Here is a 17,476-nt window from a genome sequence, read left to right on the forward strand (position 1 = left end):
ACTTTCCGCTAAACGGGACAAAAGTCGCATCCGAGTCGAGTCACGCTGCCGGTGCCCTCTCCGTTGAGCAGACATAGGCTCACCGAGTGATAAGCACCACACACTCGTACTTAGGAGGATGCATCGTGTCATCCCATACTCCGCGTATTGAGGGAACACATATTTACGACACCGAGTCGAGCAATCGAGGACGGGCCTTAAATAGAATGTTTTTCTCCCTCAAAGATGCGGCCAACCGAGAAAAATTCAGCCTGAACGAAGCCGCTTACTGCGACGCACACAACCTCAACGATGAGCAGAAACGTGTGGTCCTGGAACGCGATTGGAAGAGGATGACGGAAATAGGAGCGTCGATTTTTTACGTCCTCAAACTTGCGGCCATTGACCGTAAATCCATGCAGGACCTCGGCGCGGTCTTCACAGGTATGAGTACCGATGAGTTCATCGCCGAGCTTAGGGCAGGAGGGCGGAAGCTTGGCTGAAATAATCTGGGGCCTTGCCACCTCACATGTGCCGTCAATTGGGGCGGCGATGGATAACCGGAAAACCGCGGACGAATACTGGAAGCCCCTATTCGACGGGTACGCGCCTGCTCGGGAATGGATGGCAGTCCGCCCGCCGGATGTTGCCGTCATCATCTACAACGACCACGCGAACGCGTTGGATATGTCCATCATTCCCACCTTCGCTATGGGAACGTCGGATCATTACCAGGTCGCTGATGAGGGTTACGGACCTCGCCGGGTTCCGAACGTGGTCGGTGCGCCTGATCTCTCCGAACACCTGCTGGTGAACCTCGTGGACGAGGGATTCGACCTCACCGTCCTGCAGGACCTCGACGTGGATCACGGACTCACCGTGCCTCTGTCGGTGTATACACCGGCACCGGGGGATGCATGGCCTTGTTCCGTCGTGCCCATCCTGGTCAACGTGCTGCACTATCCTCAGCCCACCGCGCAGCGGTGCCTGGAGCTGGGCGAAGCGCTCGGACGTGCCATTCGGTCCTATCCACAGGACATCAAGGTCGCGGTCTTCGGTACAGGCGGCATGTCTCACCAGCTATCTGGAGAACGAGCGGGCCTGATTAATGAGGAGTTCGACCGGAATTTCCTCACTCAGATAGAGAAGGACCCGCAGAGTCTCGCCGCGATTTCCCGGACTGAATACATCCGTGAAGCGGGGTCGGAAGGCATAGAGATGATCATGTGGCTGATCATGCGCGGAGCACTGGGGGATGACATCCGCCGTGTGCATGACACATACCACGTGCCAGCATCCAACACCGCAGCGGCGCTCGCTCTTTTCGCCACACTGGAGGGCGATGCCATCGTCGACGAAAGGGAAGGGATGATCCATGAGTGAGATGTCATCGTCCGCGGTGCCCGCACGCCCGGCATCCGCCAGCGGCACCGGGCATACCGCGCTGCCTCCCGCAAAGGAGAGGAAACAGGTCCTGGGTGCCAGTCTCGTCGGCACTGCCATTGAATGGTACGACTTTTTCATTTACGGTTCTGCGGCGGCGCTGGTCTTTGGACCGCAGTTCTTTCCGACCGACAATCCCCTGGCTGGAACGCTTGCAGCCTTTGCTTCCTTTGCCGTTGGCTTCCTGGCGCGCCCGCTCGGCGGCCTGATAATGGGGCACTACGGAGACCGGGTAGGCCGCAAGTCCATGTTGCTTGTCTCCATGTTGCTGATGGGCATCGCCACCGTGGCAATCGGCTTGCTTCCGACCTACGCTACGATCGGCATCTGGGCCCCCATCCTGCTGGTCACTCTGCGGCTGATGCAAGGTATCGGAGTCGGGGGTGAGTGGGGCGGCGCGGTCCTCATGGCCGTGGAATATTCACCGACTAACCGGCGGGCTCTCTATGGCTCATTCCCCCAGATGGGGTTGCCGATAGGCATCATCGGCGCCAACATTGTGTTCGTCATTGTCACGAATATTCTTGCCCCGGACGCCTTCCAAGCCTGGGGTTGGCGGGTGCCCTTCCTCTTCAGTGCGGTCCTGATCCTCATTGCCCTATGGATGCGCCTGAGAATCGAAGACTCGCCGGCATTCAAAGCGGTCAAGCTGGAACGGAAGGACGTCAAGGCTCCGATCCTGGATCTATTCCGGAATTACACGGGCACCGTGCTGCTCGCCGGGATCGTTTCGATCGCTGCGCCGGCAATCGGATACCTCTATTCCGTTTACATGCTCTCCTACGGTACGAGTACCCTGGGGATCGAGCGGAACACCATGCTGCTGCTCATCATTTTTGGCGCAATCTGTCATCTGATCACAATCGCCCTTGGTGCGGTGCTGGCGGACCGGTTCGCGCAGAAGCCGGTCTTCCTGTGGGGGGCGGCGTTGCTGACCGTTTGGTCCTTCCCGTTCTTCTGGCTCGTGGACAGCGGAAAGCCGTTGAACATAGCGATTGCCTTTGCGGTGATTCTGTTGGGCCAGTCACTGATGGCCGGGCCCCAGGCCGCCCTGATCGCTGAGCTCTTTCCCACGGAGGTGCGTTACAGCGGTGCGTCAACGGCATACCAGATCGGTTCTATCCTCGGGGGCGGCTTCATGCCCCTTATCGCAACAGGTTTGTTTGCGGCCTTCAATTCCTCGATGCCGATCGCGCTCTACCTGCTTCTCATGGGCCTGATCAGCTTTGCTGCCATGGCGGTCCTCAAAGTCGGGCGGCATCCCGCCTCCGCGGACGCCCCCGTGAAGCCGGGCGCGGAACATCCCGGCATGGGCGCGGTACGGGAGGGCCGGGAATGAGTACCATCGTCCTGGTGCCGGGAGCGTGGCACGGCGGGTGGTGCTGGCAGCGGGTGGTGCCCCGACTCGAGGAAGCCGGCCACAGGGTCTATACCCCCACGCTCTCCGGTGTTTCGGACCGGGCGCACATCATCAATCCGTATATCGGTTTGGAAACGCACGTCGATGACATTGTGAAGATGATTGAGGCTTATGATCTGGCCGAAGTCACCCTGGTCGGTCACAGCTACGGGGGGCAGGTAATCACAGGGGTGGCCGATAGGCTTCCGGCCCAGATAGCCAGGCGGGTGTACCTAGATGGGTTTATTGGGGACGGCCGCCCGGCGATTGATCTTCTTCCGGCCACTGTGGCGCACCATTATCGGGAATCCGTCAAACAGTCCGGCTTCGGTTGGCTTATCCCTCCGAGGCCACTGGAAAAGCTCGGAGTCACGTCTTCGGACGACCTTAATTGGCTTGTGCCGAAACTGACCCCGCATCCGTGGAAGACGTACACCGATCCTTTGTTCCTTACCGGAGCCCATAGGGAAGTTCCCGGGGTCTTCGTGGAATGCGTCGAATGGATGCGCGTTTTTCAGGCGTTTGCCCAACAGTGCGCAGCAGAGGGGTGGGAGACGCATGAGCTTAAGACTGGCCATGAAGCCATGGTGACGGCGCCGCAGGAGCTCGTCTCCGTACTGCTCAAGATTATTGGCTGACCCAGGCTGGAGCCTCAGGAAGGGGCATGGATGGAATTTCTCGTCCGATTCGAGACGACGCTGCCGGAATCGTTCAGCAAGGAGCACATTGCCGGGCTCAAACAATTGGAGCGTGAGCGGGCAGCGGAACTTCGCCGGGACAAAATATTGAAGCGGCTATGGCGCGTTCCTGGACGGCGAGCAGTCGTCGGGCTGTGGGAAACCGCTGACGCCACCGAACTTCATGAAGCGCTGTCTTCCCTGCCACAGTTTCCGTGGATGGACGTACACATTGAGGCGCTTGCGACGCACCCGCAGGAGCAATGAGGATCCGTGCGTTCTGATCGTGCCTCCTAACCTCCTTGCTACTGTGTGATCCAAAGCACGCAAGGAGTGGAAAGGTGGAGCGTGAAGAGCGGGGATGCGAATACCTGGCCGGTTGGCTTAGCCCTCCTGGATGAGCGCGGAAAAGTGGAAGAGGTCAACGCTGTCGGCCGGGAAATTCTTGGACAAGGCGGGACTGAGGTGTTGGAGGGCCTCATCCCTGCGCCATCAAGGCTTAGCGATAAGGATGATGGCAGCGGGTCCAATTGGAGTTCAGGGTGGATCAGGACCTCTGGAGTGTCTCGCGAGTTGGCGTATCGGATCCAGCCGTCAAACGGCAGGTATGCCATTGCTTTTCACGATGTAACCGTCCGTCGGCAGCGTGAACGGCGGGCAGCGGCAGTGGCCCGGACAGCTGCGAGGGTGGCGTCCGAGCGATCGCTGCCGGCGACACTCAATGCCTTGGCCAACGAAATTCTCCAGGCCGACGGATTGGCCGGTGTGCAAGTGCTGGCCAACGAACAGTCCGGGGGAGAGAGGCTGCATATGCTGGGCATGGCGGGCTTCCCGTCATCCCGGAGCGGTTCTTTCTTCCCCCTGCTCATGGAATGCAAGACCAGGGGAGCGGATCTACGTATGCTTGATGCCTTCGAGTCCGGTGAACCCGTGGTTATTTCCCATCGATATGCGGCCATCATGTCGAACCCCGCTTGGCAGCCACTACACGAGTTCCACCGGTATCCCGAATGGGATGCGTTTGCCTCAATTCCAATCAATGTTCGGCACAGCACCATTGGCATCCTTAACGTGTTTGTGAAGCCCGGTCAGGAAATAGACGCCGAAGCGGTTGACTTTCTGGCATCGATGGCTGACCAGGCAGGGCTAGCTATTGACTATGCGTCCCTTCTTGAAGAAGAACGCACGGCGGCTCATCTGGAGGAACGCCAGCGCCTGGCCCGGGATCTCCACGATTCAGTGGTACAGCAGGTTTTCTCCATGGGCATGCTGACGCAAACACTGAAAGTCCTGGCCGGAGTGGAAGGTATTGGATATGACCCGAGGGTCCAGTCAGTCGCCAACGAACTGGGGAGCATCTCGGAGTCGGTGCTGAAAGACCTGCGAGGCCTCGTGGCGAAACTAAGGCCAAGCGCTATCGAAGGTGTGGGTCTGGGGGGAGCCCTCTCCAGATTGGCGGCCACGACTCATCGGCAAACCGGGGTGAAATTCGAGCTCCACGTTGACCCGCAGCTTGACCGAATCAATGAGGGCCTGGGGGAAGACATTTACCATGTGGCGGCCGAAGCGGTCCACAACGTGTTGAAACACTCTCCGGCAGATCTCGTGGACGTCCGTTGCGTCGTTGAAAGCGGGCGGGTACTGCTAACGGTGCAAGACAATGGCGGTCCGCCCGCGCGCAGACTGACAGATCCCGTGGGGGATGGGCACGGGATGGCTTTCATGCGGCAACGCACCATGCGCTGGCAAGGGTCCTTCAGCGTGGACTGGGACTTCGGGAACATCGGCACTGTGGTGCGTGCTGACGTTCCGTTCGTGCTCGATGAGGGAGAAAAATGATGAGTGTTCCCCAGCTGTTGAAGGTTCTCATTGTCGACGACCACGCGGTCGCCCGCCGTGGGATATCTGCCTACCTGGACGTATTGGATGACATCGAGGCGGTGGGGCAAGCGGTGGACGGCCAAGATGCCCTGGAACAACTGGCTGCCCTTGCCGCCTATGGAAAGCTGCCCGACGTCGTTTTGCTGGACCTCATGATGCCCAATATGGACGGGACCAGCACCATGCCGGAAATCCGACGCAGATACCCGGATGTAAAGGTGGTTATTCTTACCAGCTACGGTGAAGCGGAAAGAATGAACACCCTGATGCAGCTGGGTGCATCCGGTTATCTGCTCAAGGATGCAGGTGCCCAGGAGGTTGCTGCTGCTATTCGGGCAGCCGCGCGCGATGAGGTTTTTATCGATACCTCTATGGCCAGGAAGTTTGCGAATATTATGAGTTCGCCAGGTGCGGGCATTTCTTCCCTTACAGAGCGGGAACGGACTGTTCTTCAGCTGGTGGGTACAGGGAAATCCAACCGTGAGATTGCCACAGAACTGTTTATCAGTGAACGCACTGCCCGCACCCATGTCTCCAATGTTTTGGGCAAGCTCAGTCTCGCCTCTCGAACCCAGGCCGCCTTGCTCGCAGTCAGCGTGGGGCTAACCGTGCCACCTGCCTAAACCGGGCGTGAAGTGCCGTTCTCAAAGCAGCTGAACGTCAGGTGCCTCGGAACCATTTGCCGTGATGAGTCCGGACTTCCACTGCGACATATGTCGCGGTGGAAGTCCGGACAGATACCTTACGGGCTGAAGGAATTCCAGACTTAGAGTGAATGCGTCTGGATCCTCGGCACCGAGGGCCAATCATCAAGGAGGACTGATGGTTTCGCGAGTGTTGGCGGCCACGAACGAGCAGCGGAGCACCCTTGCGGCACTGCTGGACAATATCAGCTACGAAATCATGCCTTTTAAGACCGCCAAAGACAAAGTTGTGGCGGAAGTGCCAACAAACATCCCCCTGACGGTCACGGCTACCGGCGGCAAGGGACTCGAGCCCACCTTGGAGACGGCCGTCTACCTCCAGAACCGCGGCTACTCCGTAGCTCCTCATATTCCGGCACGTTTGGTACGGGACGTCGAAGAGCTCGATACCGTGGTGCGCCGATTGGAAGCAGCCAATATCCATAGGGTTTTCATCATCGGGGGCGATGTTCAAGAGCCTGCCGGCGAGTTTTATGATGCGCTCGGCCTCTTGAAAGCGTTGAAGGACCGAGGGCACCACTTTACCGACGTCGGCATCGGCGGTTACCCGGAGGGGCACGCGCTAATCGACGATGCTGTCCTGGAACAGGCACTGGGCGACAAAGCGCCTCATGCGACCCGGGTTCTGACCCAGATCTGCTTTGATCCGCGTACCTTCATGGACTGGGGATCCCGCATGCGCAGGAAAGGCATCAACCTGCCGATTTATGCCGGCATGCCCGGGCCGGTCAGTCGGCAAAAACTGCTTCGTGTGTCTGCAGGGCTTGGACTCGGGCAGTCAGCCAATTTCCTCAAGAAGCAGCAGAACATGTTCTGGCGGTTCTTTAGCCCCTCCGGTTACGAGCCGACGCAGCTCATCAAGGGGCTGGTCCAGGGGCTTCCGTCCAGCGAGGCCGCTATCAAAGGCTTCCACATTTTCACCTTCAATGACCTAGCCCATACTGAAGCCTGGCGTCGGGCCATGCTTGAGCAGACACGCGGATAGAGGAGAACCGTCATGGACAGATCCGGGACAACTCCCGCACCGCTTCCCCAGGAATCTGCTGCGCCCTACCCTGCTGCTGACGATGTTGCGCGGCTCGTCCTTCATGGAACAGATCAATCCGGCATCGTAGCCGCCATCACCGAGGTTCTTGCCCGATTCGAGGGAAACATTGTTTCACTGGACCAACACACCTCGGACCCGGTTGGAGGCCGCTTTTTTCAGCGCACAGTTTTTACGCTTCCTGATCTGGCTGCCAATCTTGATTGTCTACGAGGGGCACTTGAGTCCCGTCTCGATGGTTTCGGCCTTGAATGGCAGCTGATCGAGGTGAAGAAGCGTAAGCGCGTGGCCGTCTTCGTTTCGAAATCGGATCATTGTCTGCTGGACCTTCTCTGGCGGCAGCGCCGTGGCGAACTGCCGATCGATATCACCATGGTCATCTCAAACCATCCGGACCTCAGCGAGGACGTTCGACCCTTCGGCATTCCCTATTTCTATATACCGGCTGACAAGGAGAATCGAGCCGAGGCAGAGGCGCGCCAGCTGGAACTCATCGATGGGAACGTTGACCTCATTGTCCTCGCCCGATACATGCAGATCATTACCGAAGAATTCATTGAGCAGGCAGGGGTCCCCATCATAAACATCCATCACTCATTCCTGCCGGCGTTTATCGGTGCGGCTCCTTATCGGAAAGCCAAAGAACGAGGCGTGAAGCTTATCGGAGCCACTGCCCATTACGTCACCAAAGACCTGGACGAAGGTCCCATCATCAGTCAAGACGTTATTCACGTTACCCACCGTGAGTCTGTGGCCGATCTTCAGCGGCGCGGAGCCGATGTAGAGCGACGTGTGCTTTCGCACGCGGTCGAAGCCCACTGCGCGGACCGGGTGCTCCGGGACGGCAACGTCACAATCGTTTTCTAGCGCCGGATAGAGCCAAACGGGGCGGTGTTGGTTGACGGAGCCAGCCCCGAGGACGCCGTGGTTGCTGTAGCCGGGCCCGAGCCTTTTGCAACAGATTGCGCAAGCAGCACGTTTTACAACAACGAAAGGAAACCTGACATGACCAACGCTTCCCTGCAAGAGGTTTTAGACGCGTCCGGAAACATCGTGGACCACCTGCGCAATGTGCAGGTCGGTGCCTACGTCTACCCGGTTGTTGCCGCGGAGTTTACTAACTGGCGTAACGAGGTGCGGTCATGGCGTGAATCTGCTGTGCTGTTTGATCAGTCCCATCACATGGACAACCTGTTTATATCCGGGCCGGGGGCGTTGCAGCTGATTTCTGACACCGCTATCAACTCGGTAGCCGCTTTTCCCGTGAACAAGGCAAAGCAATACGTTCCCGTCACCCCCTACGGACACGTCATCGGGGACGGCATCCTGTTTCGGGAAGCCGAGGAGGAATTCGTATATGTCGGCCGGTCACCCGCTGCCAACTGGCTGCTCTACCACGCGGAAAAGGGTGGATATGATGTCGAACTGACGGCCGACCGGAGGTCACCTTCCCGGCCGATGGGGAAGGCCGTGTCTCGTGAATACTGGCGTCTGCAGATCCAGGGTCCACGGGCCTGGGATGTCATCGAAAAAGTCCACGGCGGGCCGCTGGAACAGTTGAAATTCTTCAACATGTCCCATATGAACGTGGGAGGCACCGAGGTGCGGACCTTGCGTCATGGAATGGCGGGAGCGCCCGGGCTGGAACTCTGGGGTCCGTACAAGGACTATGACAAGATTCGGGAAACCATTCTTGAAGCAGGCGCGGAGTTTGGGCTGGAACCCGCCGGAGCACGGGCCTATTCCAGCAACACCCTGGAATCCGGGTGGATTCCCTCACCGTTGCCCGGAATCTACAGTGGAGAGAAACTGGCGGATTACCGTCAGTGGCTCGGTGCAGATAGCTATGAGGCCAACTCAGCCATTGCCGGATCGTATGTTCCCGAGAGCATCGAAGGTTACTACACCACGCCGTGGGAACTTGGCTATGGATCGTTCATTAAGTACGACCATGACTTCATTGGGCGTGATGCCCTTGAGGCGATGGACGTGGAGGCACAGCGCAAGAAAGTCACGCTGGCCTGGGACGGCGATGACGTAGCAACTATCCACGCGTCGATGTACCAGAAGGACCAGCTGCCCTATAAGTTTTTCGACCTGCCAAATGCTAATTACGGAGCGTCGAATTTCGATTCGGTAGTCGATGAAGCGGGCCAGGTGGTAGGAGTCTCCATGTTCACCGGCTACAGCTGGAATGAGAAGCGGCCGCTTTCACTTGCGATTGTGAACCCCGATGTGGAGATCGGGTCGCACCTCAAGGTCGTCTGGGGCGAGCCCGAAGGCGGGACCAAAAAATCCTCCGTCGAGCCGCACCGCCAGTACGAGGTCAATGTGGACGTCAGCCCCGTGCCTTTCTCAGAAGTTGTTCGCAAGGATTATACGGACGGCGGATGGCGGAACTCAGTGGTTGTGTAGGACCCTGTCCCGGCCTGGTCCTGCTTCAATACTTTCCGTTCACTGGCAATGCAGCCCGCGTCGGCAAATCGACAGGGCTGCATTGCTGGTGTGGCGAACCTGAGAAGTGTGCGCGACGGGCACCGGCAGATTCGGCCCGGACCGAATCTGCCGGACGAGGACTGAAGCTGTCCGCAGCGCTGTTCCGCGCCGTCGTCGGCGGTCCTAGCGTGGAGGCCATGGACTGGAAAATCGAACTTGTGCCCGTCCCCGTCTCCAACGTGGATGCTTCCAAGGCCTTTTATGTGGATCAAATAGGGTTCAACGCCGACTTCGACGAACGGATCGATGAGAACCTGCGCTTTGTGCAGCTGACCCCGCCCGGGTCCGCCTGCTCGGTGGTGATCGGCCCCGGCACCACGGACATGGCCCCGGGCACCCAGCGCATCCAGGTGGTGGTTCCCAATGCTGCCGACGCGCGGCAGCACCTGGTGGACCATGGCGTGGCCGCCAGCGAGATCACCCCGCTGGACTGGGGAACGTTTGTTTACTTCAGTGATCCGGACGGCAACCAGTGGTCCCTGCAGCAACTCCCGGAGATTCCGCCGACGCTGCCGTCGGAATCCGGGGCGGGGAACGGTTAGCGCCGGCCGCCTCGGCTCCTACAGCTCCGCGGACACCGCGCTCAGGGCCTCGACCACGTCGCCCCTGCTCTTGCCGAAGTCAAGCACTGTGGTGGCAACGGCCGGCGTGCTGGTGACCACCACGCGCGTGCTGCCGGCAGTGACCGGCTCGAAGGCAACGGTAATCATCCGCGCATACGTATTCCAGCCCGAGCGCTGGAACTCTGCGCGTTCGGGCCACACCCCCGTGAGCTTCATCTTCGGCAGGCGTGCCGAGGCCCTTTCGACGGCGGCGGGCAGACTGTCCACCGGTACAGCGACCACCGTCTCGCCCCGGGCGCGGGCCCACTTGGACGTGACGTTGAACCGCTTGGCATCGATACTGACCGGATTCGAACTCCCCATATTCGTCATCTCCCGAGACTAACGCAGGTAACACCGGTCACGGTGCGCGGTTTTAGGCGGCAGACCGTCCGTCCCTAGAGTTCTGCGGCTACGGCGCTCAGGACCTCGGTGAGCTGCGCTTTGCCCTGTCCCCAGTCAGTCAACGTTGTGGGGACCGCCGGAGTGCTCGTGGCCAGCACGCGTGTGGTGCCGGCGTCGACGGGTTCAAAGGAGAGCACAATGTTGGCTCCGTAGGACTTCCAGGTCATGCCGACCGCGAACTCGGCCCGGTCCTGCCACATCCCGGTCAGTGTCATCTTCGGCAGCCGAAGTGCTGCACGCTCGACGGCGCCCGGCACGGCGGCCGCAGGTGCGGAAACCAGCAGCTCACCCCGGCTGCGGGCCCGTTTGGACGTCACGTTGAGACTGACTGTTTTCGAGTTCCCCATATTCGTCATGCACCCGAGAATAGCGCAGGGTGAACTTGTTCGAGTTCTAGAATTACTACGTGTTCGTGAAGGTTGATTCTTCGAGTGATGAACGGCTGTTTGCTCAGTTGGCTGCCTCGATCCGCGCAGATGCGGCGGCGGGACGGCTTCGGCCGGGAGACCGGCTTCCGAGCGCACGGGACGTGGCTGAATCCCTGGGAGTGAACGTGCATACCGTACTGCATGCGTACCAGGAGCTGAGGGAGGAGGGGCTGATCGAGCTTCGCCGCGGACGCGGGGCAGTGGTGACCGAGGCGGCAACTCCGCTGGCCGCCCTGCACGCCGACATCAAGGCCCTGGCCGCGAAGGCCAAGGCCCTGGGCCTGTCCCCGGAAACCCTGGCTGCCTGTGTTCGGGAGACGGCGCATGACAGCTGCTGAGCCGGAAACCGCGCATATTCCCCCGCCTCAGGCATATCAATCGGCGGAGTTATATTGAAAGATGGTTCCACCCGAGGAGGCGCAGCGCCGCGCTTCCGCTGAAAGGCAGCCATGAAGATTGCTCTGTTCGCCACCTGCATCGTGGACGCGATGTATCCCTCCACCGCCCGCGCCACGGTGTCCATCCTCGAACGGCTGGGGCACGACGTCGTGTTCCCGGCAGGCCAGGCATGCTGCGGGCAGATGCACCTGAACTCCGGGTATTTCCCGGAGGCGGTACCGGTGGTCCGGAACCATGTGGAGGCGTTCGAGTCCCAGGAGTACGACGTCGCCGTGGCGCCGTCGGGTTCCTGCGTCGCCTCGGTGAAGCATCAGCACGCCATGCTGGCCCGCTCCGTAGGCGACGCGGACCTGGAAACCCGTGCCACCGCCGTCGGCGCCCGCACCTACGAGCTCTCCGCACTGCTGACCGATGTCCTGGGCATCAGCGACGCGGCGGCGCAGCTCGGCTCCTGGTATCCGCACCGGATCACCTACCACCCCAGCTGCCACGGCATGCGGCTGCTGCGGCTGGGTGACCGGCAGGCGGACCTGCTGCGGACCGTGGAGGGACTCGACCTGGAACCGCTGCCAGAAGCGGACCAGTGCTGCGGCTTCGGCGGAACCTTCTCCCTCAAGAACGCAGATGTTTCCTCGGCCATGCTGGCGGACAAAAACGCGAACATCACCGCCACCGGAGCGCAGCTGTGCAGCGGAGGCGACGCATCCTGCCTGATGCACATCGGCGGCGGCCTGTCCCGGGAAGGCAGCAGCATCTCCACACTGCACTTCGCGGAGATCCTGGCCAGCACCCGCGAGCACCCGGCGCCGCCGCCGGGCTCCGTCCGGGGCGGGACCCGGCACACTGCTGATCTCGCGGGAAAGGAACGCCAATGAGTTCCACCTACCTGGGGATGCCCAGTGTCCCCGTCTTCGGCGAAGGCAACCTGCACGCCTCCGAACCCTTCCCGCAGGCGGCGCGGCGGGAACTGGACAACGCCCAGCTGCGCGCCAACCTCGGCCACGCCACACACACCATCCGCGACAAGCGGCTGCGCGTGGTGGCCGAACTGCCGGACTGGGAGGAACTGCGCGAAGCAGGCAGCGCCGTCAAGGCCGCCGTGATGGCCCGGCTGCCCGAGCTGCTCGAACAGTTCGAGGCGAATTTCACCGCACGCGGCGGCGTCATCCACTGGGCACGGGACGCCGGGGAAGCCAACGGGATAGTGCGGGACCTGGTCCGCGCTGCCGGTGCGGATGAGGTGGTCAAGGTCAAGTCCATGGCCACGCAGGAAATCGGCCTCAACGAATACCTTGAAGAACAGGGCATTGCAGCGTTCGAAACCGATCTGGCGGAACTGATTGTCCAGCTGGACCACGACAAGCCCAGCCACATCCTCGTTCCTGCCATCCACAAGAACCGCAGCCAGATCCGGGACATTTTCCTGCGCGAGATGCCGGACGTCGATCCGGACCTCACCGACACCCCGGCACGGCTGGCCGAAGCGGCCCGGCTGCACCTGCGCCGGAAGTTCCTCTCCGCCAAGGTAGCCATTTCCGGCGCGAACTTTGCGCTCGCGGATACGGGGACCCTCGCCGTCGTCGAATCCGAAGGCAACGGCCGGATGTGCCTGACCCTGCCGGAAACGCTGATCACCGTGATGGGGGTGGAGAAGCTGCTGCCCTCGTGGACGGACCTGGAAGTGTTTATGCAGCTGCTGCCGCGCTCTTCCACGGGGGAGCGGATGAATCCGTACACCTCGCTGTGGACGGGAGTGACCGAAGGCGACGGCCCGCAGAATATACACCTGGTGCTGCTGGACAACGGACGCAGTGCGGCGCTCGCGGATGAGCGGGGACGCTCGGCACTGCACTGCATCCGCTGCAGTGCGTGTATGAATGTCTGCCCGGTATATGAACGCACCGGCGGGCACGCCTACGGCTCCACCTATCCCGGCCCCATCGGCGCGATTCTTTCGCCCCTGCTGACCGGAATCACCTCCGAGGAGAATGCGTCCCTGCCGTACGCCTCCTCCCTCTGCGGGGCCTGCTACGACGCCTGTCCGGTGAAGATCAACATCCCGGAAATCCTGGTGCACCTGCGCTCCGAGGATGTTCAGAGCCGGCGCGGGAAGAAGAAGAAGGTGCCGGGGCAGATGGATGTGGCCATGAAGGCGGCGTCCTGGATGATGGGCTCGGGGCGGCGGATGGCATTGGTGGAGAAGGCCCTGCCGCTGGGAAAGCTCGCGGCCGGACCGGATCGGAAAATCAAGAAGCTTCCCGGCCTCGCCGCCGGGTGGACCCGGAGCCGGGACCTCCCGGCTCCGCCTGCGCAGTCCTTCCGGGACTGGTGGGTAAAAGAGCACGAAGACACTGCGTCGAAAGAGCAAGCATGAGCGCCCGTTCGGAAATCCTTGACCGGTTGCGGTCCGCCCTCCACGATGCCCCGGAAGCTCCGGAAATTCCCCGGAAATACCGGCACAGCTCCGGCCTGAACGAGGACGGACTCATAGAACTGCTAAGCGACCGGCTGCTGGATTACAAAGCCGGTGTCAGCGTGGTGGATGAGGCATCGGTGCCCGCCCGGGTGGCTGAACTGCTGGCGGGGGAGAGGACCTACGTGGTTCCCGCGGGACTGGAGGAACGCTGGACCGCGCTGGCCCCGGGACGGGTGGTGGATTCTCCGGAGGAGCCGTTGAGCGTGGAGGAGCTGGACGGCATTGACGCCGTGGTCACCGGCTGCGCGGCGGCAGTAGCGGAAACCGGCACCATTATCCTGGACGGCAGCCCGGGGCAGGGCCGGCGGGCGTGTTCACTGATCCCGGACCACCACGTGTGCCTGGTCCGGGCCGGGGACATTGCCGGGGTGCTTCCCGAAGCGGTGCGGCGCCTGGACGGCACGCATCCGCTGACCTGGATCAGCGGCCCGAGTGCCACCAGCGACATCGAACTGCAGCGGGTGGAGGGCGTGCACGGGCCGCGGAGGCTGGACGTGGTGATCATCCGGAGCTGACGCTGCACGCCGGCGGTGTAAGGGTTGCAGCGGTGTAAGGATTACAGCTAAGCGGCGAGCCGCCGTTTCGTGGAGGCGAGGTCCTTGTGGAGGTCCCTGCCCAGGGAGATCACCTTTTCCGGGGCCCGCCCGGGCAGGGCGGATATGCCGGTCACGTCCGCCAGGAAAGCAACCGTGGAGTGCAGCGATTCCATCGCCTCGGGGCGGTGCAGCTGGAACTGGTATTCGTGTCCCAGCTTCGGTTTGTAATCCTTCGGCCAGAACCTGCGGCGGACGGGTACCCCAAGGTCCTCGAGCCTGTCGGCCAGGGGGATCGACTGCTCGAGGGTCAGGTTGTCGCCGTTTCCGCTGGAGATGTAGGTGGGTGGAAAGCGGTGATCCACGTGTTTCGGAATGCACATGTGGTCTGCGGCGGGGGTGGCGGCCCAGTTCCTGGAGCCGGTGTAGGCCCACAGGGCCTTTCGAAGTCCCCAGCCCACCGGTCCGGCCATGCGGGCCACGGAGTCCAGGTCGAAGACGCCGCAGTTCAACACGATTCCGCGCAGCTGCCCGGGACCGGCGGCGGGAATAACCCCGGAGTCCCGGGCATACTCCGGGTTGGTGATGACCAGGGCCAGCTGTGCGGCCAGCTGCGCGCCGGCGGAATCGCCGGCCAGCACAATCCGGTCGGGGTCCAGTCCGTAGCGGTCCGCGCGCTCGCGGATGAAGCCCAGCGCAGCGTTGAGCTCTTTGACCGCGGTTGGATAGAGGGCTTCGGGGGAGATGGAATACCCGACCCCCAGTACGGCGTAACCGTATCCGGCCAGGACCCTGAGGTACGGCGCCACGTCTTCCTTGGAGCCGGAAATCCATGCTCCGCCGTGGATCCACATCACCACCGGGAGCGGTTTCCGGGCCGGATCGTCAGGCAGGAACAGGTCAAGGGAGGGTTTGCCTTCGGCTGCCAGATACCGCAGGTTCCGGTGTCCGGTCACCGTGAACCGCGGGATGTGGGGAAGGACCTTCTTCACCGGAACCCTGCCTGCACCGGCGAAGACCCCGCGGATGAGCAGTGCAGCCGGCCGGGGATCCCGGTGAAGTGCGGCGGCAGCGCTGATCCCGGCAACAGCGGCCGCCCCGGCCAGGAACCCCGCCGAAGTAAGCGAGGAGAGCTTCATGCCCTTAAGCTAAATCCCCGGAAACAGGCCCCTTTCGGCAGGTTCCGCGTCCTGAAGCCGCTCCGGGCCGGCAGCTGCGAGGAATCTCATGGCCGGTGGTGTTGGACGGCACTGCGGGGCCGCGCCGGACGCTGCAGCGCCCGGCGCGCCCGCGTCAGGCCTGGCTGTTCCCCGTCCGCCAGCCGCCCTTGTACTCCTTGCGGACCGTTTCGGAGAACGGCACCGGGCTCACGGTTGCACGCACATTGAACTGCCGGTGCGGTTCCACGGTTGTCTTGGCGCTGCCGCCGTCGGGCTCGCCCCACACCACCCGGAGTTCGGCACCCAGGGGCACCGACGGATCGACTGTAGCCAGCGACAGGCCACGGCGCTCGTTGGCCGAGTATCCGGTGAACATGGAAACGCCCACAACGTTTCCGTCCGCATCGATGACGGAGTCGTAGTTGGAGGAACCGTAGTTGGCCAGGGGAAGGTCGAAGTGCTTGTACGGTTCCTCCGTGCCCAACGGTGAGGCCAGGATCTTCCCCAGGTCTTCGGCGTTCCAGTCCAGCGTCACCTTGCGGCGCTGTGCTGCCGGGTCCATCTGTTCCAGGGCCTCCCGGCCAATGAAGTCGTGGTCGAACTTGACGAAGGATCCGTACCCCAGTTCCCACGGGGTCAGGTAGTAGTCCTCGATGTTCGGACTGACAAAGCTGCCTGCAATGGCGTTGGAGGCTTCGTAGCTGTCCGCTCCCAGCCACTCCCGGTACGGCCGCAGCTCCTCCCCGGTGTAAATGGCCGGCAGCGGAGAAGGTATCCAGCCGGACTCGAGCGTGTTGGACGGATAGGCGCGGGCGCCGACGGCGGCCATTCCGTACTCCGCGCCGACCTCCATGATGGTGTCCCGTACTTTCTCGTAGGAGCCGTAGTCGCCCCAGATCTCCAGCCCCGGAGCTCCGGCCATGCCGTGGCGAAGCGTCCGGACCCGTTCGCCGGCAATGCTCATGTGGTCCATGTTGAAGAATTTCAACTGTTCCACCGAGGAGCCGTTCAGCTTCTCGATGATCTGCCAGGCGTTGGGGCCCTGGATCTGGAACCGCCAGTAGCGGCGGGATACCGGGCGGCCCATTGGCCGTGAGGGGGAGCGCCGGTCAACCTGGACGTCGAGGTCATAACCACCGGTTTCGGCGTTGAACAGCAGCCAGTTGGCAGCCGGTGCCCGTCCCACGTAGATGTATTCGTCGTCGTCCTCGTGGAAGAGAATGCCGTCACCGATCACGTGGCCCGACGGGCCGGTGGGAACGTACTGCTTCGCCTTGTTGACCGGAAAATTCGCCACGCTGTTGACCGCGGTGTCAGAGATCAGCTTCAGGGCGTCGGGGCCCTTGATGAACAGGTTGTCCATATGGTGGGACTGGTCAAACAGCACCGCCGTCTCGCGCCAGGCCCGCTGTTCGCTGCGCCAGTTGCTGAACTCCGGCGCCACGACGGGATAGATGTACGCTCCGATCTGGGAATTGCGGAGCCGATCCACTACGTTGCCGGTCGAGTCCAGGACGTCCTGCAGATTCTTAGGTGCCACGTTGAACCTCTTCTTTGCTGGGATATGTATACGTTTTCTCTCCGAAAGCAGCGCCTCCGCCGGCGGACCACGGATACAACTTGCCTTCCCTGGCCCGCCCGCCGAGAAGCAGCACGGATTGTCCCGACCCTAGGGCCATCTTCGAGTGCTGTCGAGAGCCCCCACGGAGGAGCCCTGCCGAAGGAGCCCCGGCGCCGGGGCTCCGACACGCCGCCGGAGACCTCGCTGGCCGAGCAGGCCAAACGCGGCTAGGGTGCAGTTACCGACAGGGCAGCCGGGGTCTGGCTTGCCTCCGGCACGGAAAAACTG

19 protein-coding genes are annotated in these 17,476 nt (G+C 61.8%); 15 read left to right on the forward strand and 4 right to left on the reverse strand.

Annotation, left to right across the window (positions count from 1 at the left end):
* Nucleotides 1–125: 125 nt before the first annotated feature.
* The 11 genes from NNX37_RS12710 (at nt 126) to NNX37_RS12760 (ending at nt 10,166) form a co-directional block, all read left to right on the forward strand.
* On the forward strand, nt 126–482 hold the full coding sequence (locus NNX37_RS12710; RefSeq protein WP_255793114.1) for a protocatechuate 3,4-dioxygenase: 357 nt from the start codon (nt 126–128) through the stop codon (nt 480–482).
* Nucleotides 475–1,362, forward strand: a complete 888-nt coding sequence (locus tag NNX37_RS12715; RefSeq protein WP_255793115.1) for a class III extradiol dioxygenase subunit beta — start codon at nt 475–477, stop codon at nt 1,360–1,362. The genes NNX37_RS12710 and NNX37_RS12715 overlap by 8 nt, the downstream gene beginning before the upstream one ends.
* Nucleotides 1,355–2,761 (forward strand): MFS transporter, encoded by a 1,407-nt coding sequence (locus NNX37_RS12720; RefSeq protein WP_255793116.1) that lies wholly within the window; start codon nt 1,355–1,357, stop codon nt 2,759–2,761. The genes NNX37_RS12715 and NNX37_RS12720 overlap by 8 nt, the downstream gene beginning before the upstream one ends.
* Nucleotides 2,758–3,459, forward strand: coding sequence for an alpha/beta hydrolase (locus tag NNX37_RS12725; RefSeq protein ID WP_255793117.1), 702 nt, complete (start codon nt 2,758–2,760; stop codon nt 3,457–3,459). The genes NNX37_RS12720 and NNX37_RS12725 overlap by 4 nt, the downstream gene beginning before the upstream one ends.
* Before the next feature lie 30 nt (nt 3,460–3,489).
* Nucleotides 3,490–3,765, forward strand: coding sequence for a muconolactone Delta-isomerase (locus tag NNX37_RS12730; protein WP_255793118.1), 276 nt, complete (start codon nt 3,490–3,492; stop codon nt 3,763–3,765).
* A 420-nt stretch (nt 3,766–4,185) separates the two neighbouring features.
* Nucleotides 4,186–5,337 (forward strand): GAF domain-containing sensor histidine kinase, encoded by a 1,152-nt coding sequence (locus tag NNX37_RS12735; RefSeq protein ID WP_255793527.1) that lies wholly within the window; start codon nt 4,186–4,188, stop codon nt 5,335–5,337.
* Nucleotides 5,337–6,002, forward strand: a complete 666-nt coding sequence (locus NNX37_RS12740) for a response regulator transcription factor (RefSeq protein WP_255793119.1) — start codon at nt 5,337–5,339, stop codon at nt 6,000–6,002. Before NNX37_RS12735 ends, NNX37_RS12740 begins: the two co-directional genes overlap by 1 nt.
* A 199-nt stretch (nt 6,003–6,201) precedes the next feature.
* The gene (locus NNX37_RS12745) at nt 6,202–7,068 is read left to right on the forward strand and encodes a methylenetetrahydrofolate reductase (protein WP_255793120.1); all 867 of its coding nucleotides are present in this window, start codon (nt 6,202–6,204) and stop codon (nt 7,066–7,068) included.
* A gap of 12 nt (nt 7,069–7,080) precedes the next feature.
* Nucleotides 7,081–7,995: a formyltetrahydrofolate deformylase gene (gene purU / locus NNX37_RS12750; RefSeq protein ID WP_255793121.1), complete on the forward strand. Its 915-nt coding sequence runs from the start codon at nt 7,081–7,083 to the stop codon at nt 7,993–7,995.
* Between the two features lie 138 nt (nt 7,996–8,133).
* The gene (ligM, locus tag NNX37_RS12755) at nt 8,134–9,543 is read left to right on the forward strand and encodes a vanillate/3-O-methylgallate O-demethylase (RefSeq protein WP_255793122.1); all 1,410 of its coding nucleotides are present in this window, start codon (nt 8,134–8,136) and stop codon (nt 9,541–9,543) included.
* A gap of 218 nt (nt 9,544–9,761) precedes the next feature.
* Nucleotides 9,762–10,166, forward strand: coding sequence for a VOC family protein (locus NNX37_RS12760; RefSeq protein WP_255793123.1), 405 nt, complete (start codon nt 9,762–9,764; stop codon nt 10,164–10,166).
* 18 nt (nt 10,167–10,184) lie between these two features.
* Here the strand turns inward: NNX37_RS12760 and NNX37_RS12765 are convergent, their stop codons facing one another.
* Both NNX37_RS12765 and NNX37_RS12770 read right to left on the reverse strand, forming a co-directional pair.
* Nucleotides 10,185–10,559, reverse strand: a complete 375-nt coding sequence (locus NNX37_RS12765; protein ID WP_255793124.1) for a hypothetical protein — start codon at nt 10,557–10,559, stop codon at nt 10,185–10,187.
* A 65-nt stretch (nt 10,560–10,624) separates the two neighbouring features.
* On the reverse strand, nt 10,625–10,987 hold the full coding sequence (locus NNX37_RS12770; protein ID WP_255793125.1) for a hypothetical protein: 363 nt from the start codon (nt 10,985–10,987) through the stop codon (nt 10,625–10,627).
* Nucleotides 10,988–11,037: 50 nt separating this feature from the next.
* Here NNX37_RS12770 and NNX37_RS12775 point away from each other — a divergent pair, with 50 nt between their 5' ends.
* From NNX37_RS12775 to NNX37_RS12790, 4 genes are all read left to right on the forward strand, one after another.
* A complete protein-coding gene (locus NNX37_RS12775; RefSeq protein WP_255793126.1) occupies nt 11,038–11,397 on the forward strand; it encodes a GntR family transcriptional regulator in 360 nt (119 codons plus the stop codon).
* 111 nt (nt 11,398–11,508) lie between these two features.
* On the forward strand, nt 11,509–12,333 hold the full coding sequence (locus NNX37_RS12780) for a (Fe-S)-binding protein (protein ID WP_255793127.1): 825 nt from the start codon (nt 11,509–11,511) through the stop codon (nt 12,331–12,333).
* Nucleotides 12,330–13,832, forward strand: coding sequence for a LutB/LldF family L-lactate oxidation iron-sulfur protein (locus NNX37_RS12785; RefSeq protein ID WP_255793128.1), 1,503 nt, complete (start codon nt 12,330–12,332; stop codon nt 13,830–13,832). The genes NNX37_RS12780 and NNX37_RS12785 overlap by 4 nt, the downstream gene beginning before the upstream one ends.
* Complete coding sequence (locus NNX37_RS12790) at nt 13,829–14,449, forward strand: LutC/YkgG family protein (RefSeq protein ID WP_255793129.1); 621 nt, start codon at nt 13,829–13,831, stop codon at nt 14,447–14,449. The genes NNX37_RS12785 and NNX37_RS12790 overlap by 4 nt, the downstream gene beginning before the upstream one ends.
* Before the next feature lie 47 nt (nt 14,450–14,496).
* Here the strand turns inward: NNX37_RS12790 and NNX37_RS12795 are convergent, their stop codons facing one another.
* Together NNX37_RS12795 and ligM (NNX37_RS12800) are read right to left on the reverse strand one after the other, a co-directional pair.
* Nucleotides 14,497–15,606: an alpha/beta hydrolase gene (locus NNX37_RS12795; protein ID WP_255793130.1), complete on the reverse strand. Its 1,110-nt coding sequence runs from the start codon at nt 15,604–15,606 to the stop codon at nt 14,497–14,499.
* Nucleotides 15,607–15,760: 154 nt separating this feature from the next.
* Nucleotides 15,761–17,167 (reverse strand): vanillate/3-O-methylgallate O-demethylase, encoded by a 1,407-nt coding sequence (gene ligM / locus NNX37_RS12800; protein ID WP_255793131.1) that lies wholly within the window; start codon nt 17,165–17,167, stop codon nt 15,761–15,763.
* Nucleotides 17,168–17,476: the final 309 nt, after the last annotated feature.

Origin of the sequence: Arthrobacter zhaoxinii (assembly GCF_024385505.1) — a bacterium.
Lineage (GTDB): Bacteria > Actinomycetota > Actinomycetes > Actinomycetales > Micrococcaceae > Arthrobacter_B > Arthrobacter_B zhaoxinii.